The organism is Flavobacterium sp. SP2, assembly GCF_057626655.1.
In genome coordinates, this window is the sequence record NZ_JBVHBT010000009.1 from 78,037 (window position 1) to 104,255 (window position 26,219).

19 protein-coding genes and 1 tRNA gene are annotated in these 26,219 nt (G+C 32.6%); 12 read left to right on the forward strand and 8 right to left on the reverse strand.

What is annotated here, in order from left to right; translation table 11 throughout:
- The first annotated feature begins 131 nt into the window (after positions 1–131).
- The 3 genes from aroQ (at position 132) to ACZ098_RS15495 (ending at position 4,291) form a co-directional block, all read left to right on the forward strand.
- Complete coding sequence (gene aroQ / locus ACZ098_RS15485; RefSeq protein ID WP_487312675.1) at positions 132–545, forward strand: type II 3-dehydroquinate dehydratase; 414 nt, start codon at positions 132–134, stop codon at positions 543–545.
- Between the two features lie 61 nt (positions 546–606).
- Positions 607–3,081, forward strand: coding sequence for a DUF5686 and carboxypeptidase regulatory-like domain-containing protein (locus ACZ098_RS15490; protein WP_487312676.1), 2,475 nt, complete (start codon positions 607–609; stop codon positions 3,079–3,081).
- A gap of 4 nt (positions 3,082–3,085) precedes the next feature.
- Positions 3,086–4,291, forward strand: coding sequence for a serine hydrolase domain-containing protein (locus ACZ098_RS15495; RefSeq protein WP_487312677.1), 1,206 nt, complete (start codon positions 3,086–3,088; stop codon positions 4,289–4,291).
- 7 nt (positions 4,292–4,298) lie between these two features.
- Here ACZ098_RS15495 and ACZ098_RS15500 read toward each other — a convergent pair whose 3' ends face one another.
- From ACZ098_RS15500 to ACZ098_RS15520, 5 genes are all read right to left on the reverse strand, one after another.
- On the reverse strand, positions 4,299–5,066 hold the full coding sequence (locus tag ACZ098_RS15500; RefSeq protein WP_487312678.1) for a sulfite exporter TauE/SafE family protein: 768 nt from the start codon (positions 5,064–5,066) through the stop codon (positions 4,299–4,301).
- Positions 5,067–5,113: 47 nt separating this feature from the next.
- Complete coding sequence (locus ACZ098_RS15505) at positions 5,114–5,557, reverse strand: hypothetical protein (protein ID WP_487312679.1); 444 nt, start codon at positions 5,555–5,557, stop codon at positions 5,114–5,116.
- Positions 5,557–6,870 carry a UDP-N-acetylglucosamine 1-carboxyvinyltransferase gene (gene murA, locus ACZ098_RS15510; protein WP_487312680.1) on the reverse strand — a complete coding sequence of 438 codons (1,314 nt, stop codon included), beginning with the start codon at positions 6,868–6,870 and terminating at the stop codon, positions 5,557–5,559. Before murA ends, ACZ098_RS15505 begins: the two co-directional genes overlap by 1 nt.
- A gap of 76 nt (positions 6,871–6,946) precedes the next feature.
- On the reverse strand, positions 6,947–7,681 hold the full coding sequence (locus tag ACZ098_RS15515; protein ID WP_487312681.1) for a DUF4290 domain-containing protein: 735 nt from the start codon (positions 7,679–7,681) through the stop codon (positions 6,947–6,949).
- A gap of 2 nt (positions 7,682–7,683) precedes the next feature.
- Positions 7,684–7,968, reverse strand: coding sequence for a DUF493 family protein (locus tag ACZ098_RS15520; RefSeq protein WP_487312682.1), 285 nt, complete (start codon positions 7,966–7,968; stop codon positions 7,684–7,686).
- A 225-nt stretch (positions 7,969–8,193) separates the two neighbouring features.
- On the opposite strand from ACZ098_RS15520, the gene ACZ098_RS15525 reads away from it, so the two are divergent.
- From ACZ098_RS15525 to ACZ098_RS15545, 5 genes are all read left to right on the forward strand, one after another.
- Positions 8,194–8,730 carry an AAA family ATPase gene (locus tag ACZ098_RS15525; protein WP_487312683.1) on the forward strand — a complete coding sequence of 179 codons (537 nt, stop codon included), beginning with the start codon at positions 8,194–8,196 and terminating at the stop codon, positions 8,728–8,730.
- A 116-nt stretch (positions 8,731–8,846) separates the two neighbouring features.
- Positions 8,847–10,739 carry a RecQ family ATP-dependent DNA helicase gene (locus ACZ098_RS15530; protein WP_487312684.1) on the forward strand — a complete coding sequence of 631 codons (1,893 nt, stop codon included), beginning with the start codon at positions 8,847–8,849 and terminating at the stop codon, positions 10,737–10,739.
- 2 nt (positions 10,740–10,741) lie between these two features.
- Positions 10,742–11,689, forward strand: coding sequence for a methionyl-tRNA formyltransferase (fmt, locus tag ACZ098_RS15535; RefSeq protein ID WP_487312685.1), 948 nt, complete (start codon positions 10,742–10,744; stop codon positions 11,687–11,689).
- 181 nt (positions 11,690–11,870) lie between these two features.
- Positions 11,871–12,143 (forward strand): HU family DNA-binding protein, encoded by a 273-nt coding sequence (locus ACZ098_RS15540; RefSeq protein WP_151108424.1) that lies wholly within the window; start codon positions 11,871–11,873, stop codon positions 12,141–12,143.
- A gap of 108 nt (positions 12,144–12,251) precedes the next feature.
- A complete protein-coding gene (locus ACZ098_RS15545; protein WP_487312686.1) occupies positions 12,252–12,812 on the forward strand; it encodes a YqgE/AlgH family protein in 561 nt (186 codons plus the stop codon).
- On the opposite strand, the gene ACZ098_RS15550 is transcribed toward ACZ098_RS15545, so the two are convergent.
- Together ACZ098_RS15550 and ACZ098_RS15555 are read right to left on the reverse strand one after the other, a co-directional pair.
- Positions 12,809–13,642, reverse strand: coding sequence for an aminotransferase class IV (locus ACZ098_RS15550; RefSeq protein WP_487312687.1), 834 nt, complete (start codon positions 13,640–13,642; stop codon positions 12,809–12,811). The genes ACZ098_RS15545 and ACZ098_RS15550 overlap by 4 nt on opposite strands.
- 51 nt (positions 13,643–13,693) lie before the next feature.
- Positions 13,694–14,086 carry an START-like domain-containing protein gene (locus ACZ098_RS15555; RefSeq protein ID WP_487312688.1) on the reverse strand — a complete coding sequence of 131 codons (393 nt, stop codon included), beginning with the start codon at positions 14,084–14,086 and terminating at the stop codon, positions 13,694–13,696.
- 139 nt (positions 14,087–14,225) lie between these two features.
- Between ACZ098_RS15555 and ACZ098_RS15560 the strand changes: the two genes are divergently transcribed.
- The 4 genes from ACZ098_RS15560 to ACZ098_RS15575 all read left to right on the forward strand — a co-directional run bounded on the left by ACZ098_RS15560 (position 14,226) and on the right by ACZ098_RS15575 (position 24,684).
- Positions 14,226–14,299, forward strand: a tRNA-Met gene (locus ACZ098_RS15560).
- Positions 14,300–14,536: 237 nt separating this feature from the next.
- A complete protein-coding gene (locus tag ACZ098_RS15565; RefSeq protein ID WP_487312689.1) occupies positions 14,537–19,522 on the forward strand; it encodes a M14 family zinc carboxypeptidase in 4,986 nt (1,661 codons plus the stop codon).
- A 51-nt stretch (positions 19,523–19,573) separates the two neighbouring features.
- Complete coding sequence (locus ACZ098_RS15570; RefSeq protein ID WP_487312690.1) at positions 19,574–19,750, forward strand: hypothetical protein; 177 nt, start codon at positions 19,574–19,576, stop codon at positions 19,748–19,750.
- Between the two features lie 227 nt (positions 19,751–19,977).
- Positions 19,978–24,684 carry a DUF8202 domain-containing protein gene (locus tag ACZ098_RS15575; protein ID WP_487312691.1) on the forward strand — a complete coding sequence of 1,569 codons (4,707 nt, stop codon included), beginning with the start codon at positions 19,978–19,980 and terminating at the stop codon, positions 24,682–24,684.
- Between the two features lie 68 nt (positions 24,685–24,752).
- Here ACZ098_RS15575 and hisS read toward each other — a convergent pair whose 3' ends face one another.
- Positions 24,753–26,165 carry a histidine--tRNA ligase gene (hisS, locus tag ACZ098_RS15580; RefSeq protein ID WP_487312692.1) on the reverse strand — a complete coding sequence of 471 codons (1,413 nt, stop codon included), beginning with the start codon at positions 26,163–26,165 and terminating at the stop codon, positions 24,753–24,755.
- Positions 26,166–26,219: the final 54 nt, after the last annotated feature.

The window sequence follows — 26,219 nt, forward strand, 5'->3', positions numbered from 1 at the left end:
ATTTTTTACTGTAAATAAACAGTAATACAGTTGTTAACAAAGTTATTAACAATTAAAAGTCTTAAATATTTACAAAACTTGAGACAACGTATACTGCTATTATATACATTTACACAAACCAATTTACTTTTATGAAATTACTTATTATAAACGGACCCAATTTAAATCTGTTAGGAAAAAGAGAACCCGAAGTATATGGAACTCAAACTTTCGAAGAATTTTTTCAAACATTACAATCCAAATTTTCAAATATTGAACTGAGTTACTTTCAGAGCAATATTGAAGGTGAACTTGTTTCGAAAATACAAGAAGTCGGATTTACTATAGACGGAATAATTTTAAACGCTGCTGCATACACCCACACATCGGTAGCCATTGGAGACGCAGTAAAAGCAATTACAACTCCAGTGATAGAAGTACACATTTCAAACACATTTTCAAGAGAAGAATTTCGTCACACATCGTACATTTCCAATCATGCAAAAGGAGTGATTCTTGGCTTCGGACTGCAAAGTTATGATTTGGCAATTCAATCGTTTTTATAAAAATATTTTTTTTCATACAACCAATTTGCTTTGAAAAGCGTCTCTAAATAAACTCTAAACCATGAACAAAATTACTTGCTTGCTAATGCTATTACTATGTAGTATTAGTTTTTCTCAAATTAAAGGAAAAGTTACCGACAAAGATGGATTGCCAATTCCGTTTGCAAATATCTATGTCAAAGACACCTACATTAGCACCACTTCCAATGAGCAAGGCTCTTACGAATTGAATGTCAAAATCCCAGGAAATTATGTAATTCTCTATCAATATCTTGGTTACAAAACTCATAAAGAAGTGGTGAATTTTCAAAACACAACTGTAAACTTAAGTGTAACTTTACAAGAAGAAGATTTTCAATTGAACGAAGTTGTGGTATCGGCTAAAAACAATCCGGCAATTTCTATTATCAAAAATGCTATTGCTAGTAGAAAACGAAATTCTGATAAAACTGCTAAGTTTACTGCCGACTTTTATTCAAGAGGAATATTTAGAGTAAAAGAGCTTCCTAAAACCATTATGGGACAAAAACTAGACATGTTTGACGAAATTATCGATTCTACTCGTAGCGGTATTTTATACCTTTCAGAAACTGTGTCCAAACTTAGTTTTCAAAAACCAGATAAAATGAAAGAAACTATTGTAGCCTCAAAAGTTAGTGGTAATGATAGCGGTTTTAGTTTTAATAATGCGGCATCTGTAAATTTTGACTTTTATGAAAACTTTCTAGAGTTTGATGTAAATGTTATTTCGCCTATTGCCGATGGTGCTTTCAATTACTACAAATACAAGTTAGACGGAACATTTGTAGATGAAAACAATCAAGTTATAAATAAAATTAAAGTTACACCAAAACGAGAATCTGAACCAGCATTTGAAGGATACATCTATATTGTTGAAGATTCTTGGGCTATTTATGCAGCAGATGTCAGTATCAAAGGAAGTCAATTGCAAAATCCAGCCTTGAATGTTTTAACACTTAAACAAAATTTCAGCTACAATTCGATCAATAAAATTTGGACAAAAAACACCCAAACCTTAGATTTTAATGCTGGTTTTTTTGGAGTTAACTTCAACGGAAAATTTACCCACGTGTATTCTAATTTTACTTTTCCAGAGAAATTTGAGAAAAAAACATTCTCTAGCGAAGTTTTAAAATTTGAGGAAGGCGCCAACAAAAAAGAAGATGCCTTTTGGGAAACCATCAGACCAGTTCCTTTAACTAGTGAAGAAACTACCGATTATACCAAAAAAGATGCTTTACAAGAGAAGAAAAAATCACAAAAATATTTAGATTCCATTGATGCTAAACGCAATCGTTTTGGATTTTCTGACGTATTGATGGGGTATTCTTATAAAAATTCGTTTAAAAAATGGTCGATAGATTATGATGGATTACTAATGAACACTTCGTTTAACACCGTTCAAGGTTGGAATACCCATACCGGAATATCGTACACCAAGCGCAACGAAGAAAAACGAACTTACACTAGATTAAGCTCCAAATTTGACTACGGATTTTCAGAAGAAAAACTGCGTGTTTCAGGAAGTTTTATTCACAAGTTCAACAATCTAAACAATGCTACATTGAGTATCTATGGTGGTAGCAGCGTAAATCAATTTAACCCAAATAATCCAATTTCAACAATTGTAAACTCGGTTAGTACTTTGTTTTTCAAAAACAACTTCATGAAGTTATATGAAAAAAATGCTATTGCAGCTTTTTACAGTCAGGAAATAACTAACGGTCTAAACCTTAGCGCAAACATAGAATATGCCGAACGCAAATCGTTATTTAATACTTCTGATTATACTGTGATAAAGAATGACGATTTATATACTTCTAACAATCCGTTACTTCCTAATGACAACATCACTCCTATTTTTGACAAACACAATTTGGTAAAAACCGCTGTCTCTGCAAGAATAAAATTTGGACAACAATATTGGACGCGTCCTGATGGAAAATTTAATATCGGAAACGACAAGTATCCAACAATTTTAATTGGCTATCAGAAAGCATTTGCTGCTACTGATAAAAAATACGAATTCGATTTAATAAATGCCACTGTAACGCACGATATTACTTTAGGAAATAAAGGCGAAATGAGATTTAACCTTAAAGGAGGAAAGTTTTTTAATGCTGAAAATATTGCCTTTGCAGATTACAAACATTTTAACGGAAACCAAACTCATATAGGTCTTGGAGAAAGTTATACCAACGTATTTAACTTACTACCCTATTATACAGCAAGTACCAATAACAGCTATTGGGAAACGCACATTGAGCACAATGATAAAGGATATTTTATGAACAAAGTACCGTTATTAAACAAATTAAAATCGCAACTGGTTTTAGGATTTCACAATTTGGCAGTTGCCGACAGAAAACCATATCAAGAATTTACCGTAGGATTGGATAACTTAGGATTCGGAAAATTTAGATTGTTACGAATAGATTATGTTCGTTCGTATCAAAATGGCTTTGTAGGCGATGGCGTAGTTTTCGGATTGAAATTTTTAGGTATTTTAGAATAATTTCATGAAACAACTGATCCTGCTTTCTACACTTTTATTTTTTAATATTGGCTTAGGTCAAAGTAGCATTGAAAATCTTAACACGAAATTAGATTCTATTTACAAAAAATCTAGTTTTCCTGGATTTGCAATTGCTGTAGTAAACGAAAAAGGTATATTGTTTCAAAATGCATATGGCTTTTCGGATTTAAAAAACAAAGAAAAATTTAGCGTAAATTCAGTTCAGAATATTGGCTCTATTAGTAAAACGTTTATTGGCGTAGCACTCATGAAATGTATTGAGTTAGGATATTTTGATTTAGAAACAGAAATTAATGCTGTTCTACCCTATTCGATTACAAATCCAAACAATGATGGTGCGCCAATAAAAATTAAGAATTTAACAACTCACACTTCTGGCATTCTTGATGATGAAGAAGTATATACTAAATCATTTTACGAAAATAAATTTACCGATAAGAAAAATAAACTTTATAAAGCATTTATAAAACGAAATACGATCTCAAATCGCACCGATTTGGAATTGGAATATTTTCTTAAAAATTATTTAGAGCCGAATGGAAAATGGTATAAAAAAAGTAATTTCAATACGAGTAAAGTTGGATTGGAATACAATTATTCGAACATTGCATCGGCACTTGCGGCACATTTAATAGAAATTAAAAGTAAAATGTCTTACGAAGAATTTTGTAAAAAATATATTTTCAAACCCTTACAACTTACTTCTACAAGCTTTCATCTAAGCGATACGATTGTACAAAAACATGTAAAAATATACAATCAAAAAAGACAAAATTATCCGTTGTATTCAGAAATTACCTATCCCGACGGTAGTTTAAAAACTACTTGTAACGACTTATCTATTTATTTATTAGAAATGATAAAAGGTTATGATGGAACTTCGCAATTACTAAATAAGGAATCGTTTCAGATGCTGTTTAAAAAACAATTTGATGATGCTAGTTTACCGGAACATTTCGATAAAAAAGAGCCTAATAGTGGTATTTTTTGGCGTATTAAAAAAAATGGATGGATTGGTCACTCAGGAAGTGATTTAGGCATTACAACCTTTATGTTTTTTGATCCTAAAACTAAAATTGGAAAAATTTTCATGACCAATATTGAGTTTGACAATCCTGACAACAATTCGATAAACGAAAAATTAGTGGCACAATTTATCGCAATTTGGTCAGCCATAGATAAAATTTAAATTCTAGTTATTTGTAAAAAACATCATATCCAAATCGAATTAATGTCAGAATTACAACTATAAGGAAAAAAATTCTAATAAAACCGTTTCCTTTTTTTATGGCAAATTTTGCTCCAAGCCAACCACCAAAAGCATTACAAACCGCCATTGGAAGTGCAAAAGCCCAAATAATTTTTCCTTTAAAAGCAAATAAGCAAATCGACCCTAAATTGGTTGCTAAATTTACCATTTTAGCATTTGCAGAAGCATGCAAAAAGTCGAAACCTAAAATCGTTACAAAAGCTACAACCAAAAAACTACCGGTTCCTGGACCAATAAATCCGTCATAAAAACCAACACAAATGCTTATAAAAAAAGCATAAATTAATTGTCGTTTTACTGATAAATTTTTCTCTTGATGTAAGCCAAAATTCTTTTTTAGAAAAGTATAAATTGCTAATAGAATCAAAATTATAAACAGCAACGGTTTCATAAAATCGTTACTAACATTAGTTAACAACATCGAACCGAAAAACGAGGCTGTAAATGCAAAAACTGCCATTATTGCAAGTAATTTCCAATTCATTTGCACTTTTTTCAAATATTGAAAAGCGGCAAAACTAGTACCACTAAAAGCTGGTATTTTCAACGAACCAATAATCGTTGCTACAGCATATTGAGGCATTAAAATTAGAGCAACTGGCGTTTGAATTAATCCACCGCCACCAACAACAGCATCTACAAATCCTGCAAAAAACGATGCTAAACACAATAAAATGATAATGTAGTTCTCCACTATATAAATTAAAAATCCCAATTCACATCAAGTAAATTGGGATTGTGTTATTTTTTATGAGGTGTATATTCGTCTTTCCATTCTTTCCATATAATTCCATGAAATTTCCCATCAGTACCAAGCCAAATACGAATTTCATTAACAAATTCGTTTCTCTCGAAATTACCTTTAAATCTGAAAATCTTTGTGTTTCCTATGAACGTATCATCAATAACCTCTATAAGTTTCATGCTAATAAACTTACCATTACGATTATTTAGAACATCGCACGCATACTGCATTTCTTGCAAGGAAAGTTTACTAAGTCCTTTGGTTACCTCTTTTTCTGTTAGCGGAACAAATTTTCTTGTTTCACAGGTTTCGAGTATCCTTTTTCCAAAATCATAAACTTTCTCCCTTTCTTTTTCAGAAATAGAATTTATCGGAACTCTTTGAAAAGTAGTTTTACACGAAGCAAAAAGTAAGATTATAAAAAAATATAATATTCTCATTAAGCTTCTCTAACAATATTAGCGCCAAGAGCACGAAGACGTTCATCTATTCTTTCGTAACCTCTATCAATTTGCTCAATATTTTGAATAACACTTGTTCCTTTAGCAGAAAGCGCGGCTATTAATAATGAAATTCCTGCTCTAATGTCTGGCGAACTCATTGTAGTAGCTTTAAGAATCGATTCAAAATTATGTCCCATAACTACAGCACGGTGTGGATCGCACAACATGATTTTAGCACCCATATCAATTAATTTATCAACGAAAAATAAGCGACTTTCAAACATTTTTTGATGAATAAGCACATCACCTTTAGATTGTGTGGCAACTACCAAGACAATACTTAGTAAATCTGGCGTAAATCCAGGCCAAGGTGCATCAGCAACTGTAAGTATTGATCCATCAATATCTGTTTTTATTTCGTATCCATCAAGATGAGCTGGAATATAAATATCGTCGCCTCTTCGTTCTAAAGTTATTCCTAATTTTCTAAAAGTATTCGGAATTACCCCAAGATTATCCCAAGAAACATTTTTTATGGTAATTTCACTTTTTGTCATGGCTGCAAGACCAATCCAAGAACCAATTTCTATCATATCTGGTAGAATTCTGTGTTTACAACCACCAAGAGCAGCTACACCTTCAATGGTTAATAAATTAGAACCGATTCCAGATACCTTGGCACCCATTGCGTTCATCATTTTACACAATTGCTGTAAATAAGGTTCGCAAGCGGCATTATATATTGTAGTTGTACCTTCGGCTAAAACTGCTGCCATAACAATATTGGCTGTTCCAGTTACCGATGCTTCGTCTAAAAGCATGTAAGCACCTTTTAGCTTTCCTTCAGTTTCTACTCCGTAAAAATGATCTTCACGATTGTATCTAAATTTAGCACCAAGATTTATAAATCCTTCAAAATGGGTATCCAATCTTCTTCTTCCAATTTTATCACCTCCAGGTTTTGGAATATATCCTTTTCCGAAGCGGGCTAAAAGCGGACCAACAATCATAATAGAACCTCTTAAAGAACCACCTTCTTTTTTAAAAGCTTCCGTTTCAAGATATCCTACATTAACCTCATCGGCTTGAAAAGTGTAAGCACCGTGACCAATTTTTTCAATTTTAACTCCTAAATTTCCAAGAAGTTTTATCAATTTATTGACATCAATAATGTCTGGTATATTGGTAATCGTTACTTTTTCTGGTGTTAAAAGTACTGCGCATAAAATTTGTAACGCTTCGTTTTTGGCACCTTGTGGTGTAACATCACCTTTTAGTTGAATGCCTCCTTCAATTTTAAAAGTTCCCATTTCTTCTGTTCTAAGTTATAGCTTATAAGATGTAAATTATAGATTATGTCTAAAAAACACATCCTACAACACCCATTTATTTTGGATTATTGTTATTGTTGTTATTTTTAATAAAAGGTTTTTTGCCATTTTGTGGCTTTTTAAACGCTTGGATTTTTAAGTTTTTTTGCTGTGGCAAAAGTGTTTTATTGGAAATCTTTTTGTTGGTACGAATTAAATCATTGGTAGTAGTAAGCTCTTCTTCGCTTTGTAACAAATTTAATTTACCATCTGAAAGTTCGTATAAATGCTGAAAAATGACTGAATCTTCTACCATATCTTTATTCCAACTCAGGTATGATTTCTTCATATGATTGGCGATTACCTTCACCAAAGCAGCTTTCATATCACTTTCTTCCCATTTGTTAGCAACATCGATCATAAACTTGATGTTATTACCGTAAAAACGGTATTTAGGAAATTTCTGAGGGTAACTTAAAATTTCAGGTTTTAAGTTGATGACATCTCGCGTTGGTATTGGATAAGGAGAATCGGCCACCAATCTGAAATCGGACATAATAAACAATTGATCCCACAGTTTATGTTGGAAATCTGGTACATCTCGCAAATGCGGATTTAAACTTCCCATTACTTGAATAATGTATTTAGCAGCTTTATTTCGCTCTACATCATCCATAATAATAGTAGCCTGATCGATTAGTTTTTGCAAATGACGACCATATTCAGGAATTATTAAATGTGGTCGTTCGGCATTGTATTCCATATTGAACACAACATCGTTGGCATTTTCTTTTATATATTTATCAGTCATAATTAAAACGATATAATTCCTTCAATTTTAGAAACTTGCAAATATTTCTCAATCACTTTATCAGGATTTTCCATCATTACATTTATAGAAATACTTGTAAACTTTCCAGTTTTGGATTGGTGTGTTTTAATAACCGCTCCAAGATTATTAAAGGTATTTTCAACTTCCATCACATTTTCAATACTTGTGGGAACGATAAATTTATACAAATATTCTGATGGCCAAGTAGAAGTATTTTGTAATTCTTCTTTTAAACGTATATAAAATTCTTCGGTTTTCTTATCCATTATTAATTTAAAATAAAGGCAAATATACATTTTTGATATTAGATTTTAGAGATTACAGACTAGATTTTTAAGAAATAGGACTGAACACTATTTTAACATCAACAGCAAAATATTTAGAATTTTAAATTAGTAAGAGTAGCAACCCATCTTGTTTTAAAAAATAAATAATCAAACACCATTCACAATCTAATAACTTTCAATAAATTTGCAACTTATTTCAAAATTTTGGAAAAAGAAATCGTAGTCATTATTGGCGGTCCAGGAACCGGAAAAACAACTGTTATAGATCATTTAGTAAGTAAAGGATACTGTTGTTATCCTGAAATTTCTCGCGAGGTAACCATGGAAGCCAAGCAACAAGGAATTGAACAATTGTTTTTAGAAAATCCGTTATTGTTTAGCGAACTACTTTTAGAAGGTAGAAAAAAACAATTTCACAACGCCGTAGCCGAACCCCATGCTGTAGTTTTTCTAGACCGTGGAATTCCAGATGTTCTAGCCTATATGCACTACATTGGTGATAGTTATCCTGCTTTTTTTGACCAAGCTTGTCGTGAACATAAATATACCAACATTTTTATTTTACCACCTTGGGAAGAAATATATGTAAGTGATGAAGCGCGTTATGAAAACTTTGAACAAGCCAAACTCATTTACAATCACCTTACCGAAACCTATCAAAAATATGGCTACAATCTAATTGAAGTTCCGCGTGACACTGTTGAAAACAGAGTGGAGTTTATTTTGAAAACACTGAAATAGAATTTTCTAAACCAATATAAATAAGTCTTTTCTTTAAAAGCGATGACAGCATAAGTAAACTTATTGTACATGCTATCTATTTTTTATATAGATTTATATTTTCAAATACATTTTCATTGACTCCATTAGAAACGCTTCAAAAATATTGGAAACACGATGCCTTTAGAACACCACAAGAAGAAATAATTACTTCTGTTTTAAACGGCAAAGATACTTTTGCACTCATGCCAACAGGCGGAGGAAAATCAGTAACTTTTCAAATACCTGCCATGATGATGGACGGAATTTGTTTGGTATTATCTCCATTAGTCGCTTTGATGAAAGACCAAGTTGCTAATTTACAAAGTCGAGGAATTAAAGCAATTGCATTAACAGGCGGAATTAGTGCTAACGAAATGATCGATTTGTTGGATAATTGCATGTATGGAAATTATAAATTTTTATATATTTCGCCTGAAAGACTTCAAAATGATTGGGTTTTAGATCGAATAAAAACGTTACCCATTAATCTTATCGCAATAGACGAGGCACACTGTGTATCGCAATGGGGTCATGATTTTAGACCAGCATACCTAAAAATTGCAGTATTAAAAAAACATTTCACTACAACTCCATTTTTAGCTTTAACTGCATCGGCAACGCAGCGGGTTCAAGAAGACATTGTACAGCAATTAGAACTTGAAAATCCGATACTTTTCTCAAAATCATTTGCTCGTGAAAACTTGGCTTATATGGTTTTTAATGTAGAAGACAAACTGCATTTGATGCAACAAATCTTGACTAAAAATAAGCAACCTTCCATAATATACGTAAGCAACAGAAAATCGTGTACCGATGTTGTTCGACAATTAGAAGGTTTGAATAGTACTGCAATACATTATCACGGTGGCTTATCATCTAAAGAAAAAGAAAATAACATGATGCTTTGGATGGATGAAAAAGTACAAGTAATGGTGGCTACAAATGCTTTCGGAATGGGAATCGACAAAGCTAATGTAAAGACCGTTATACATTTGAATATACCACAAAATTTAGAGAACTATTATCAAGAAGCTGGTCGTGCTGGTAGAAACGGTGAAAAAGCATTTGCAATAATGTTGGTAAATTCCTCCGATATCATTCATGCAGAAGCGCAATTTTTGAGCATCTTATCTGATAAAGCATTTCTGAATTTAGTTTTTGTAAAACTTTGCAATTACTTTCAAATTGCTTATGGTGAAGGAATTAATGAGAAGTTTAGCTTTAACATCAATCATTTCTGCACCAAATACAATTTATCTATTTTAAAAGTTTACAATGCCTTACAGTTTTTAGATCGTCAAGGAATACTAAGCCTTTCGCAGGAGTTTTCAGAAAAAATAATGCTTCAATTCATCATTTCATCTAAAGAAGTGTTACGCTATATGAGCCTAAATCCAAAAGATGAAGAAATAATCTTAACTATATTAAGAACTAATCCCGGAATTTATGATGCGCAAAGCGTGGTGAATATTTCGTTGATAGCCAAAAAATCAAATACTACTGAACAAGAAGTTTTGGCTGTATTGCACCAATTACACAAAAAGCAAATTATTGATTTAAATGCCAAAAATAATGATGCTACAATTACTTTAAACGAAGTTCGAGAAGATGACAAAACGATTAATCGAGTTGTAAAATATCTAGAAACCCAAAACAAATTAAAAACAGAGCAACTTCAATCGGTACTGCATTATATAAAAGAAGATAAAATTTGCAAAAGCAAGCTACTTCTTGCCTATTTTGGAGAAACTACTGCAACAGATTGTGGTGTTTGTTCTTATTGCATTGGCAAAAACAAATCAAGTGTAAAAACTGATGACTTAAATGATAAAATAATAAGATTACTAAAAATACAGGATTTGAATTCGAGAGACATTCAAAAACTGACAAAAAATTCAAAAGACGATGTTATCTTTGCTTTACAAAATCTGTTGGAAAATGATGAAATTATCATAAAGACCAACAATTTATATTCGATAAAAAAATAGGAATGGAAAAATTAAGAATTGTATTTATGGGAACTCCAGAATTTGCAGTAGGCATACTGGATACCATTTTAAAAAATAATTATGAAGTAGTTGGCGTTGTTACTGCAGCAGATAAACCAGCAGGTAGAGGACAAAAAATAAAATATTCTGCGGTAAAAGAATATGCTTTAGCAAATAATTTAAGTTTGTTGCAACCTACCAATCTAAAAGATGAAACTTTTTTAGAAGAACTGAAAAGTTTGAATGCCAATTTACAAGTAGTAGTTGCCTTTAGAATGTTGCCTGAAGTGGTTTGGAAGATGCCAAAATTGGGAACATTCAATTTGCATGCTTCACTCCTACCCAATTATCGTGGCGCTGCTCCAATAAACTGGGCGATTATCAACGGCGAAAACAAAACCGGAGTTACTACCTTCTTTATAGATGATAAAATTGATACTGGTGCGATGATTTTAAGTAAAGAAACTACAATTTCATTAAATGAAAATGCTGGAGAATTACATGACAGGTTGATGAATTTAGGATGTGAAACTGTTGTTGAAACATTACACTTAATAGAAAACAAATCTGTAAGTACTACAATACAAACCGAAAATGCCGAAATAAAAACAGCTTATAAACTCAACAAAGAGAATTGTAAAATTGATTTTTCAAAACCAGGAATAGTAATATACAATTTAATTCGTGGATTATCGCCCTATCCAACTGCTTGGTGTACTTTTCAAGATGGTTCGCAGGAGTGGAATGTAAAAATTTACGAAACTTTATGGATCGAAGAAAAACATGATTACAAAATTGGACAACTTATATGCACCAAAAAAGAGTTAAAAATTGCAGTTACTAATGGTTATCTAGAAATCAGAAGTTTACAATTTCCAGGAAAAAAACAGATGAAAACGGCAGAATTGTTAAACGGAATCTCTTTTTCTGACGAAGCAAAAGCGTTGTAAACCCACGTAATCACTGAAAAAAATAAATTATTTCCGATGAAATACATGTATTTATTAACAAATAGCTATACTTATCAACAAAAACAGTAAAAAATACGCTCAACGCTTGTGTAGTGTGTAATTTCTACTAAATTTGTTTTGAGTAAAAATAAAGTTTAACCAACAATTAATAACTATTATTATGAACAAATCAGAATTAATCGATGCTATTGCTGCTGATGCAGGAATCACAAAAGCTGCTGCAAAATTAGCTTTAGAATCATTTTTAGGAAACGTAGGTGCTACTTTGAAAAAAGGTGGTAGAGTTTCTTTAGTAGGTTTTGGATCTTGGTCTGTATCTAACAGAGCTGCAAGAGATGGAAGAAATCCACAAACTGGAAAAACTATTCAAATTGCTGCTAAAAATGTAGTGAAATTTAAAGCTGGTGCAGAATTAGAAGGTTCTGTAAACTAATCAGTTTTATTTTGATATAAGAATGATCACGCCAATGGCGTGATTTTTTTTGCAATAAAATTTGGATTTATCATAATAAATTGTAATTTTAATAAAAAATGATAGCTAATGACATCAGAAAAATTAAAAAAAGGGCAACTTCTTCTTGCTGAACCTTCTATATTTGGTGATGTATCTTTTAATAGATCTGTAGTTTTATTAGCTGATCATAATAAAGACGGTTCGGTTGGTTTTATTTTAAATAAGCCTTTAGAATACTCAATAAACGATTTACTACCCGAAATTAATTCATCGTTCAAAATTTACAATGGCGGTCCAGTAGAACAAGACAATTTGTACTTTATTCATACCGTTCCCGAATTAATTACAAATAGTATTGAAATTTCTAATGGAATTTTTTGGGGTGGTGATTTTGAGTTGACTAAAAACTTAATTAATGAAGGAAAAATCACCAAAGAAGACATTCGGTTTTTCTTAGGTTATTCTGGTTGGTCTGCCAATCAGTTAGAAGACGAATTAAATGCTAATTCTTGGATTATTACGCATAATAAACATCAGTCAGAAATTTTGAAAAAATCTTCCTTACACTTTTGGAAAGAAAAAATTAGTGAACTCGGCGGTGATTATTTAATATGGTCTAATGCACCTGAAAATCCTGTTTTAAATTAAATAATTAGTGAATTTAATTTTTCTAAAAGCACTTTAGCTATCGCATTTTTAAACTCTTTTTTTCGATATTTAGTAATCGATTGAATACCAACAATTACATTTGAAACAAATAACTCGTCAGCTTTCTGCAAATCAAATGGTGATATTATTTCTTCCGCAACTTCAATAAAATCAAGCTCTTTAGCAATTTTAAGAATTTGTTTTCTCATTATCCCATTCAAGCAACCTTCAGAAATTGGTGGAGTTATTAATTTATTATTTAAAACCATAAACAAGTTTCCGTTTAAGGCTTCTACCACATTTTTTTCGTTATTGACTAAAATGCAATTTTGTAAATCATTTTCTTCAGCAAAAATACTACCAGTGACATTAATCATTTTATTGGTAGTTTTTAACGTCGATACTAGTTGTTTGGAAATAAAAAAATCCTTGTATAAATCTACTTCATATGCTATTTCTGCAAAAATATAATTTTTACTTTCTAATTTTGTTGCTTCAATAACATACGAAATCGTCCTTGTTTTCGGTAAATAAAGCCCTCCATCATTTCTAAAAACGCTAAAACGCACTCTGGCTGAATCCTGAATATGTAACGTGCTGACTAATTGTAAAATTTCACTTTCAATAAATTCTAAGGTAAAATTTGAAGGAATTTGCATTCTCACAATTCGCATTGAAGCCATTAATCGAAAATAATGATCTTCCAAATAAAGAATTTTATTATTTACAATTTTCAAAGTTTCAAATAGTGCATCGCCGTAAAGAAATGCGCGATTGCTAGAAGTTAAAACTGTATTGGAAGTTTGGATTTCTCCATTAAAATTTATCATAAAAAAGTCCCGATTATTAGTCGGGACAAATATAAGTGTAAAATACTAATTTTAGGCAGAACCTATAACGTGTTTTAAGTCGGAAACTTGATTTTCCCAAAGTTGTGTCGATTCTTCAATCTCATCTTCAATTGCAAAATCTACTACCATCAGCGAAACATCTTTCGTAATCTCGTCCTCAAGAATTCTTAATTCAAAATAATAATCGGTGTCTTTATTATTTTCATCAAGCCATTTAAATTTTACTTTCTCACCAGATTTTTTAGAAACAAGCCTTGCATTTTCTTCAGAATCGTTCCATTCGAAAGTAAAATATTCACCTCTAGAGTTTACTGTATCAGCAAACCACTCTTGTAATCCTGAAGGAGTTGAAATGTATTGATATAAAAGTTGTGGTGATGAATTTATTGGAAATTCAATTTCGTAACGCACTTTTGAGGACATAATCTTAATTTTTTGGAAATATATAATTTTTATTTAAAAAAACACGTCTAGAAAAAAAATATTTTTTTTCAAATTAAAATTTGGACAATGTTATATTAGTAGTATATTTGCACGCTCAATAAAATTAGCACCAACAAATGGCGAGGTAGCTCAGTTGGTTAGAGCGCAGGATTCATAACCCTGAGGTCGAGAGTTCAAATCTCTCTCTCGCTACAAAAGACTGTCTGAAAAGGCAGTCTTTTTTTATTTCCTTACTTTATAAACTCAACAAAACACTAAACAACACCATCTTACAAAATAACATCCAAAAAATAATTGTATTTTGTAAGATAATTATTAAATTTATTATTTATTAATGTATTTTATCGATAATATATGCTTTTTATCGATAAAATATTTTTTTAAAATTGAAGTATTATTTATGTTTGTAGTCTTAAACCCTAACAGATCATGAAAAAAATTACTTTACTTTTAATCTTAAGTATTTTATTATCAAACTTTTCGATTGCTCAAAACAGTAACGTTAAAGAGAAAAAGATTAATCATAACGAAATCTCGACCTCGGAACAAATGTTATACAAAAGAGTTAAAATAGATCTTAAAACTCCCAATCTATTTAAAAATCTTAACGAAGCAGGTATAGACGTAGCTTGTGGAGTTTATTTCACAGAAACTCATATCCAGATTGAATTGTCAGAATATGAACTATCAAGAATATCAGAATACAATATTCCCTATACAATATTAATAGAGGATATGACCAAATTTTACTCTGAAAGAGCTGCTAAAGATATGCCACGTGCTCAATTAGAACTCTCTCGAGAAATACAATATACAGTATCCAATAAATCATCTAGTGTAAAAAACACAGTGATAAAGAATATTGGACAACACGATGACTGCAGTGAAATTGTTTGGAATACGCCAACTAATTTTAGTATACCTTCAACACATGGTGGTTGCTTTACTTATGCTGGAATGGCTGCTGAATTGGATAAAATGCGAAATTTATATCCAAATTTAATATCTGTAAAAGCGAACGCTTCACCAACAAATCAACTAACGCACGAAGGACGAGTTGTATATGTAGTAAAAATATCTGATAATCCAGATACAAATGAATCAGAACCACAAGCCTTAACGACTGGAATGACACATTCTAGAGAAGTTTCAAGTTTGATGAATCAGATTTTTTACATGTGGTATTTACTAGAAAATTACGAATCCGATCCTTTTATTAAAAATTTGGTGGACAATACAGAATTGTACTTTATTCCTGTTGTCAATCCAGATGGTTTAGTATGGAATCAAACTATAGCTCCTAATGGTGGAGGAATGCAAAGAAAGAATTTAAGACCTGGAGTTTGTAATGCAGGTACTACAGCGTCTAATAACAATACTAGAGGTGTTGATATTAATAGAAACTTTGGCTACCAATACGGTTTAGTTGGCTCTACAGCTACACCTTGTGACAATACATACCGAGGTACAGGAGCATTCTCAGAACCTGAAACGCAAATAATGCGAGATTTTATTTTATCTAAAAATATAAAAACCGCTCTTAACCACCATGCCTATTCCAACTTACTACCACATCCTGTAAATGGTAAAGATGCGGTTCAAACAGGAAGAGAAAATGAATATGCAAAATTCTGTCATGATATGACGCAATACAATAGATATGTTTATGGACCAGCACCAAGCGTTTTATATGCTGCTAGTGGAGATGCAAGCGATTGGATGGCAGGCGGACCAGCTGATGCGCAGGGAAATACTGGAAGTGGTAAAAACGTATTAGCAGTTTCTCCTGAAAATGGAGCACCATCTGGGGAAGGTAATTTTTGGCCGTCACCAACGCAAATAACATCTATTGCTAAAAGAGCAATGAGAATGAACTTTATTAACTCATATTACACTGGAAAATATGCAAAACTGCATGATTTAACACAATCTAATATAGGTTCTTTAAGTTCTAACTTAACTTTTGGTATTGAACGACTTGGACAAACAGCTTCTGATTTTACTCTAACTGTTACCCCAATTTCATCAAATATAACTTCAATAACTGCACCCACAACTCAAACAGGAATGGCTATTCTTGAGCAAAGAAATGTAACCGCTGCAATAGTTTTATCACCTTCAATTTTACCAAATCAAAAAATTGAATATAAAGTAACGTTGAGCAATGGTGATTACACCTTGTACGAGGCAAACTATGTTAAAATATATTCTCCAACAGTACTGTTTAATAATACAGATAGCGATGTATTAACTAAATGGACTGCAAATCCAGCAAATTCATGGAGAACAACTACTAGCCCTTTTTCAGGAGCAAATTCAATTAGCGATAGCCCTGTGGGAACTGCATACGCAAATAATACATCGAAAACTTTAACAACTACCAATAACATAAATTTATCAGGTTCTCAAAAAGTTTTAATTCAGTACTATGCGAAGTGGGATTTGGAAAGAAATTTTGATTTAGTGCAAATTGAAGGTTCGACAAATGGAACCAATTGGACCGCTTTATGTGGAAATTATACTAAGCCTACATCAACAGCATCTACAAATCCTCATGCTACAAAAGCAGCAAATAATGATTTCCAAAACACAAACGGAAATGGTGGCGTCCTATATGATGGCGATACAAGAGGTAAATGGGCTATGGAAGAAATAGTTATTGATGCATCTAACAACTCTTTTTTATTAGGCAGCACTACTGCAAAGTTTCGATTCAAATTAGCAACAGACAGCAGTAATGATGCAGATCAATACAATACTACTTTTGACGGTTTCTATTTCGACGAGTTTAGAGTAATTAAACAAATCTCAGAACCACCAGTAGCAAATTGTAAAAATGCAACTTTAGCACTTGGTGCTGGAGGAACTTTAACTGTTTTGCCTGCTGATGTAAACAATGGTTCTACAGATGATATTGCAATTACATCAATTACGGTATCACCTAATACTTTTAATTGTACGCACAGAAATACAACGCAAAATGTAACACTAACTGTTACTGATGCAGATGGTCAAACAAGTACTTGTGTTGCACAAGTAACAATTACTGATCCAAATCCTGTAACAGGAACTGTTTCTGCAAATCAAATTATTTGCGCTGGAACACAACCAACAAACATTACTTTAACAGGAAGTACTGGAACTATACAATGGCAATCTTCAATAAATAATTCAACATTTACTAACATAGCTGGACAAACTAACGCTACGCTACTTGGTTCAACTATTGGAACATTAACTGCAACACGCTATTATCGTGCGGTTATTACTAATGGGAATTGTGCTACTACTGCAACATCAGACGTGGTAACAGTTACTGTTAATCCAGCGCCTACAGCTCCTACAGCTACAAATTCGACTCAATATTCAACACAAATTCCTACAGCATCGGTATCTGATGTAAACGGATTTGTTACGCCAACTTTTACTTGGTATGCTGATAATACAACAACAACTGTATTACAATCAAGTACATCAAACACTTACCAAACAGCTGTAGCAACAACGACTACTTTTTATGTAAGTGTTACCAACCCAACTACTGGCTGTTTGAGTTCTAGAACACCTGTCACAGTAACTGTTTCGAGCATAACTTGGAATGGTAGTACAAATGGTCAGTGGACAACAGCTACTAACTGGACACCTAATATAGTGCCAAATGGAACTCAAAACGTGTTGATTTCATCAGGAACACCAAGTTTAAATACTGATTTTACTTTGTCTGCTGGCAACACCTTAACAATAAACGGTACCGGAGGTATTGTAGTAGAACCAAATAGAGTATTAAAAGTTGCTGGAACTGCAAATTTTAACAACCAACCTATTTTATTCAAATCAGACGCAACCGGAACTGGAATATTAGGCGAAATAACTGGAACTGTAACTGGAGTTGCTAATGCTACTGTACAACGTTATATTTCTGGAAGAAGAGCATTCCGCTTTTTAACTCCTGGTGTTACCACTACCACTTCTATATTTGAAAATTGGCAGAATAACGGTGCAACAACACCAAGCATTGGAACACATATAACTGGTGGAACTACTGGAGGATTTGATGCTACACAAACGAATAATCCATCATTACATACCTACAATGCGCAAGCAACTGCCAATAATACTGGTTTCACAGTTGTGCCAAATACCAATGCTACCTTCTTAAAAGCAGGAGTTGGTTATAGATTATTAGTAAGAGGCGATAGAAATGTAAATTTAAATATGACCTCTGCAGATAATATGAATGTTCCAACAACACTATTTGCAAAAGGTACCTTAACAACTGGTAATGTAACATTTAATACAAGCGGTGGATCGCCAGTATTGATGAACAACACAACGAATACGCAAACTAATGGTTATACATTAATTGGTAATCCATATGTTAGTCCGGTTGACTGGCATGCCGTTGCGAAAACTGGTGTAAACAATAATGCTTATTATACTTGGGATCCTACTTTGGGAACAATGGCACAGAGAGGTCGTTATGTAGTGTATTCTGCTAATACTGGAACTTCTAATATATATTTACCAAGTACTGGTACTGATATGGTTTCTAATCGAAGATACTTACAATCTGGACAAGCAGTATTTGTAAAAAATGCTGTATCAGGAACTCCTGCAACATTAACATTTGCTGAAAGTAACAAGGCTACAAATTCTTCCTATGTATTTCGTTCAACTTCAGAATTAGCAACAAGTAACAACAATTCATCGTTATATTTAACCGTTTACGAACCAAACGAACTAGCAATAGGCGGTATGCCAATAGACGGTGCACTGGCAATGTTTGGAACAGATTATGACACTGCTTTAGATACTAATGATGTAGTAAAACTTAATGCATCGGGAGAAAACATTGCTTTTACGAGAGAAAATAAAGATTTAGCAATTGAAACTCTTGCACCTGTTGTTCCAAATGACGAATTATACATCAAGACTACACAATTACAATCGAATAAAAATTATACTTTTAAAGTAAATACTGAAAATTTCGATACGGCAGTAAGTGCTATGATGGTTGATTTATATTTAAATTCACAAACCCCAATAGATTTAACACAATCTAGTTATGTATCATTTACAACCTCAACTGATGCAGCTTCTTATAGTGCAAATCGATTTAAAATTGTATTTACAAGCTCAACACTAGCTAACGAATCGTTCAATGATTCATCGTTAACAATTTATCCAAATCCGATATCAAACAATGAGTTTAACATTGCTTTGCCTAAATCAATTACAGGACAAGTTAAAGTGTCGGTAAGCAATATGTTAGGGCAAGAGATCTACAACGTTTCGCATGATGCTACTCCAACAATGTTAATTTCACCAAAACAACATTTAGAAGAAGGCATTTATATTGTAAGTATTACAAATAATGGACAAGTAGCACAAGGTAAAATAATTGTAAAAAAATAATATTGAATCGCTCACAAAATGAAAAATAAACTTAGAAAATCAATAATATTTTTGGTACTCTTAACACTACCGTTTTCAACTTTCGCAGATGATATTGACAACGGAAATGGTAATGGTGATGTTCAAGACGTTACTGCAGCACCTATAGACACATATATTCCTATTGCAATAATTACAGTACTTATTTCTAGCTACATAATTTTGCATAGAAGAAAAATTAGAATCTAAATTCTTAATTTTTACTACTAATTCTATAAACCGTCTCAAAAAACATGAGACGGTTTTTAATTTTATTAATTATTTTTGTAAGAATAATACTTATTATACACATATAATAATGTATTTCATCGATTATTTTATTCACTTTATCGATTATATTGAAAGTCTAACTTATATTTGCAGTGTAAAATTAAAATCAAAATTTACATCACATCATATACTAAACCCTAAGAGTTATGAATCGAATATTACTTTACAATTTACAACTTACAAAAAGACATTGTATTTACTTAATAGTATTACTACTCTCATTGACAGGCTATTCGCAATCAAAAACAATCTACTATGAGAATTTCGATGCGAATAATGGAAGTTGGACATCAAGCACTGCACTACTAAGAAGTGGTTCTTGGGCTTACAACGCTAATCCTATTGTAGGAGAAGGAAGTTACTGGAGTTTAAATAACTACAATAATTATGCAAATAATTATTTCACCTATTTAACAAGTCCTGTAATTTCAACTACTGGATTTAATAATGTAACATTCCTAATTGACATTCGATATAAAACCGAATCTGGTAACGACGGTATGAATATTGAATACACCACAGATCCTCTTGGATTAACTGGATGGACTAGACTTGGAAGCACCGGACAAGGTACAAACTGGTATAATGATAATGATGTAGATGCCATTGCAAACAACATGCACGGTTGGTCTGGTACTAACCTTGAAGTAGCAGCAAGTCCGTCAAAATTTATAGAATCGTCTATTACTAGTGCCTCGGTTTCTCAATTAAATAATGCAACTTCTTTACGATTTAGAATAGTATTTGCATCAGATAACAATGGTACTAACGACGACGGAGTAGCGATTGACAACGTCATTCTTAAAGGAGACCATTTAGTAGCTCCAGCTGATCCAGTTCGTGGACCAGGAAATATCAATAATAATTTAAAACTATGGTTGAAAGCCAATGTTGGAACCAACTCTTCAACTGACAATACAAATGTAACCTCTTGGGCTGATCAAGCATATGATAACCATGCCAACAGTTATGGAACTGTTACTCCAAAATACAGAAATGATGCAAGTCGAAATATTAATTTTAATCCAGTTATCGATTTCTCAAGAAGTAGTAGTAACGTACTAAAAGGAAAAGGCGGATATTGGTCTCAAGATTATTACGTTGTTGTTAAAACTAACAGTCTTGTTGATAAAACTACGGCAAATTCTCAAGAAGTAATTTCTGGAAGAATTAATAAAGACAATATGGGTCAAGATGGAACTGGACTAGGTTTTGGTAGAATTTCATCAAGATTTAATAGCAACAATCTAATCTCTCACATGATTGGAACTTATCTAAATGCTGATAATCCGATGAATCCTTCTTTACCTGATTCATATGGTAGATCCTACGCACCAGCAGCACCAGTAAATACAATTGGTGGTGATGTGATGATTTTAAATGTAAAATCTAATACTTCTGTAACTCCTAATGTTACTGAAATCTATTTAAATGGTAAAAAAATTGACAACCACACTGGAACAAGAGGATTATCTGGAACAGGAACACCATTAGTTCACTCCGATTTTAACAACTCAGTATACCAATTAGGTGTTGGAAGATTTACATTAAATGGATTTGCCTTAAACACCTATCTTGATGGTAGAATTACAGAATTAGCAAGTTATTCAACCGCAAGAAATGCAACGGACCAAAAGAAAATACTATCTTATTTAGCTCTAAAAAATGGTGTAACATTACATGATATTAACAGCACAACTGCCGACAATCTAGGCGATACCGATTATTTGGATTCTAATGGAACTGTTATTTGGAGTACTACTGCAAATGCTGGTTTTAATTATGACATTGCAGGAATTGGTAGAGATGACAACACCCAATTAAACCAAAAACAATCCAAAAGTGAAAACCCAAATACAGTTTTAACAATTGGTATTGGAGATATCGCTGCTACAAATAGTTTAAACACCAATACTTTTTCTACAGACAGAAGCTATCTAATTTGGGGTGCAAATGGTGCAACTATGGTAGATTCTGGTGTGAACTTAAACATTGACCTTGGTCCAACTACAATTACAACAATTACTGAAGTTGTAAACAGAAGATGGAAAGTAAATGAAGTTAATGGCGATGTTCCAACAACAAGGGTTTCTATACCAACAGCAGCATTCGTAAGCGGATTACCAGCACTTGGACCAAATGATGCTTACGTAATGGTTGTGTCTACAAATGCAACTTTCACTACTGGATTAGAAACAGTATTCATGTCGACAATAGGAAGTAACGAAACTTGTTTGTATGATTTTGACGGAACAAAATTCATAACTTTTGGTGTAGCTCACAGAGCAAACAATTCATTACACGTTACTCTTGATGGTTTTGATGATTACATTAGAATAGCTGACGCCAACGAAATTGGTTCTACATTTTCAATCATGACATGGATTAGACCTAATGGTACCAATACTCTAAATAACGAGAGAACCATAATTGCCAAAACTACAGCTACTAATGGATACAAATTAGTTTTGCAAAACGATAATAGAATTAGAATGGAATGGACAGTAGCTGGTGTTACACAATCGGCTGTAACAGCTACCGCAATACCAAATGCTAAATGGCATAATATTGCTGTATCCTATGATTCTAATACTATCAGAATTTATATTGACGGACTATTAGATTTCACTAAAGTTATTGCTATTCCACCTGTAAATACAACTAGTACTTTTAGTATCGGAGCGCAATATGTAAATAAAACTACCATAAACAACTTATTTAAAGGAGATATCGATGAAGTAAGAATGTGGAACAGAGTTGTTACAGAAACTGAAATTCGTTTCATAATGAACCAAGAAATAGCTCAAAATGGAACTGGTACAATAGGTACAATAATTCCATCATCGGTTACTAAAAATGATATTTCGACTTTACTATGGTCTAACCTTTTTGCTTATTACTCGATGAATTCTTACATAGGTACGCACCTTGATGACGATTCGTTTAACAAAAATAGAGGTAGTTTGGTTATTCCAGATAAAATTTCAATCAACGCGCAAACAGCACCAATGCCTTACACTTCTGCAGCTAACGGATTGTGGTCAAGTAATGCTAGCTGGACAAATGGCGCAACACAAGATTTACCTTATAGCTTATCAATTATCAATAATTTAACTCCTATTGACTGGAATATAGTAAAAACTACGCACAACATCAACTCTACTGGTAATAAATTACTTTTAGGACTTTTTGTAGATGCCAATACATTATCGCAATCAAATGATTCTGGTTTAGAAGTATCACATTACTTAAAATTAACTGGGAAAATTGATTTAGTTGGTAAATCACAATTAATTCAAAGACTTAATAGTGACTTAGATCCAACAAGTCCAGGATCAATAGAACGAGATCAACAAGGTCAAAAAAGCATTTACAATTACAACTATTGGTCATCACCAGTTGGCGCTATTAATGCAACTACCAATAACAATTCGTACACGGTAGCTAGCGTTTTTAAAGATGGCACAACTAGTACACCACAGAACATTACTTGGACAGGTTCTTATAACGGAAGTCCTACATCTCCAATTACATTAAGTAATTATTGGATTTATAAATTCCAAAATGTAAGTGCAGTGTATGCCAATTGGCAATATGCTGGACCAAACGGAACTTTAACAGCTAGTCAAGGTTTTACACTAAAAGGAAGTGGTTCAGCTACAAGTCAAAATTACACCTTTGTAGGTAAGCCAAATAACGGATTAATTACAACTCCGATTGCAGCAAACAACCAAAATTTAAGTGGTAATCCGTATGCATCTGCTTTAGATAGTAATGCTTTTATTACAGCAAACTCTAGCTCATTAACAGGAACATTATATTTCTGGGAACATTATGCTACCAACAATTCACATAATTTAGGAGCTTACCAAGGAGGTTATGCAACCCGAACAATGGTTGGAGGTACGCCACCAGTTGCACCAGTTGGAATAAGTGGTTCAGGTTCAAGTTCAAAAATACCTAGCCGCTATATACCAGTAGGTCAAGGATTCTTTGTTAAAGGAAGTGCTACCGGAGGAAATATAGTTTTCAATAATAATCAAAGAGAATTTGTTAAAGAAGACAACGTAAACTCTTATACATTATTTAAAAATACTAATGCAATGGTTACTGCTGCACAACATTTTTCTGACAATACCGATTATGAATTACGTGAAGATGAATTTGCAAAAATTAGACTTGGTTACGATTCTGCTGATGGTTTTCATAGACAAACATTAATTGGATTCATGAATGAAAATGCAACTAATGCAATTGACCCAGGTTATGATGGAGAACTAATCGACAATCAGCCAAGTGACATGTACATTCTCAATAATACTGTGAAACTGAACATTGTCGGAGAAGGATATTTTAATCAAAGTCAAATATTTCCTTTAGGAATTAAAGCAAATACTGCAGGAGACATAAAATTTGTAGTTGATGGATTGGAAAATTTCCCTGAAAACGTATCAATTTACATCCATGATAATCAGACTAATATTTATCACAATATAACCACAAGTGAAACTCAAATATCGGTTCCACAAGGTGTAAATGACACAAGATTTTCTCTTAGATTTATGAATGCACAAGAGTTATTAGGAAATGATAATTTTAATAACAACAATGCAATTAATGTTCTTTATACTGCAACAAATAATACGATTTCTATCAATAATAATTCAACAAACACAACTGTCGAAACTGTTGAACTCTATAATATGCTAGGACAACAAATGGGTACTTTTGATGTTAAAAACCAAACACAAACTAACATTACCTTGCCATTAAAAGCACTAAGTACCGGCACATATATTGTAAAAATTAAAACAGATAAAGGTTTTAGCAGCAAAAAAATCATTATTAATTAGGGTTTAACTATGATTTTATACCGAAAAGCCTCGCAATTGCGAGGCTTTTCTAGTTTATCTAAAATAAATTATTTCAACCGTTCAAGCAATTCTTCATAAGTAACTAGCAACTGCTCACCAGATATAATATTTTTTAAAGTAAATTTATCCTCAATTATTTCTTTAACCACAAATGGAATAGTACGTCGTTCAGCATGTTTAAATTGTTTGTCAATCTTAGTATTATCTGGATACAAATCCACTTTTATATTCTGTGCTCTTAATTTCTGAATAACTTGCATCGCCTCAAAAGCTTGAGTTTCTCCATAATTTAAAAACATAGCTTTAACTGAAGTTGTAACGGTTTGAGGAAACAAATTCAACTCTTCCAAAACCAAATAAATTCGGTCTAAACCAAATGAAATTCCAACACCACTCATCTTTTTTAAGCCAAAAATGCCAGTCAAGTCGTCATAACGTCCGCCACCGCCAATACTTCCCATGGCAACTTCTTTAGGAGCTGCAACCTCAAATATTGCTCCAGTATAATAATTTAATCCGCGAGCCAAAGTTACATCCAAATCTAAAACTGCATTTTGCAATCCCAATTTAGCAACGTTATTACAAATAAATTGCAATTCTTCAATACCTTTTTTACCTTCTTCAGACGACGAAAGCAAGTCAGATAATTTTGATAATTTCTCTTCAATTGTTCCTGTAAAATTAAACAACGGTTGCACTTTTATCAACGCTTCTTCTGGAATTCCTTTTTCAATCATTTCCTTCTTTACGCCGTCCTCACCTATCTTGTCTAATTTATCTAATGCAACTGTAAAATCAATTAATTTATCTGATGCACCAATCACCTCAGCAATTCCAGATAATATTTTTCGATTATTAATTTTAATAGTAACACCGTTCAATCCCAATTGAGAAAAAACACTATCATACAATTGCACCAATTCTACTTCTTGCCACAATGAAGTTGAACCAACCACATCGGCATCACACTGAAAAAACTCTCTAAAACGTCCTTTTTGCGGTCTATCAGCACGCCAAACTGGCTGAATTTGATAGCGTTTAAAAGGAAACTCAATTTCGTTTTGGTGTTGTACGACATAGCGTGCAAAAGGAACAGTCAAGTCATAACGCAATGCTTTTTCGGAAATTTTACTTGTAAATCTATTCAGTTCTACTCGTTCTTCTAAAGTCAAATTATCTGCATCTTTCTCTTGTAAATTTGCAAGTGCAGCTGGCAATTCAATTTTTGATTTATTGAAGAAAAAATTACCCGAATTCAAAATCTTGAATATCAATCGATCGCCTTCTTCACCATATTTACCCATCAACGTATCCGAATTTTCAAAGCTTGGTGTTTCAATAGGTTGGTAACCAAATTTTTCGAAATTACTGCGCATAATGCCCATAATGTAATTTCGTTTAAAAACTTCAACTGGTGAAAAATCACGGGTACCTTTAGGAATACTTGGTTTTGATGCCATTTTACTATTAAATTTTTTAGGTATTAAATTTCAAATATCTACTATCTAAAATGT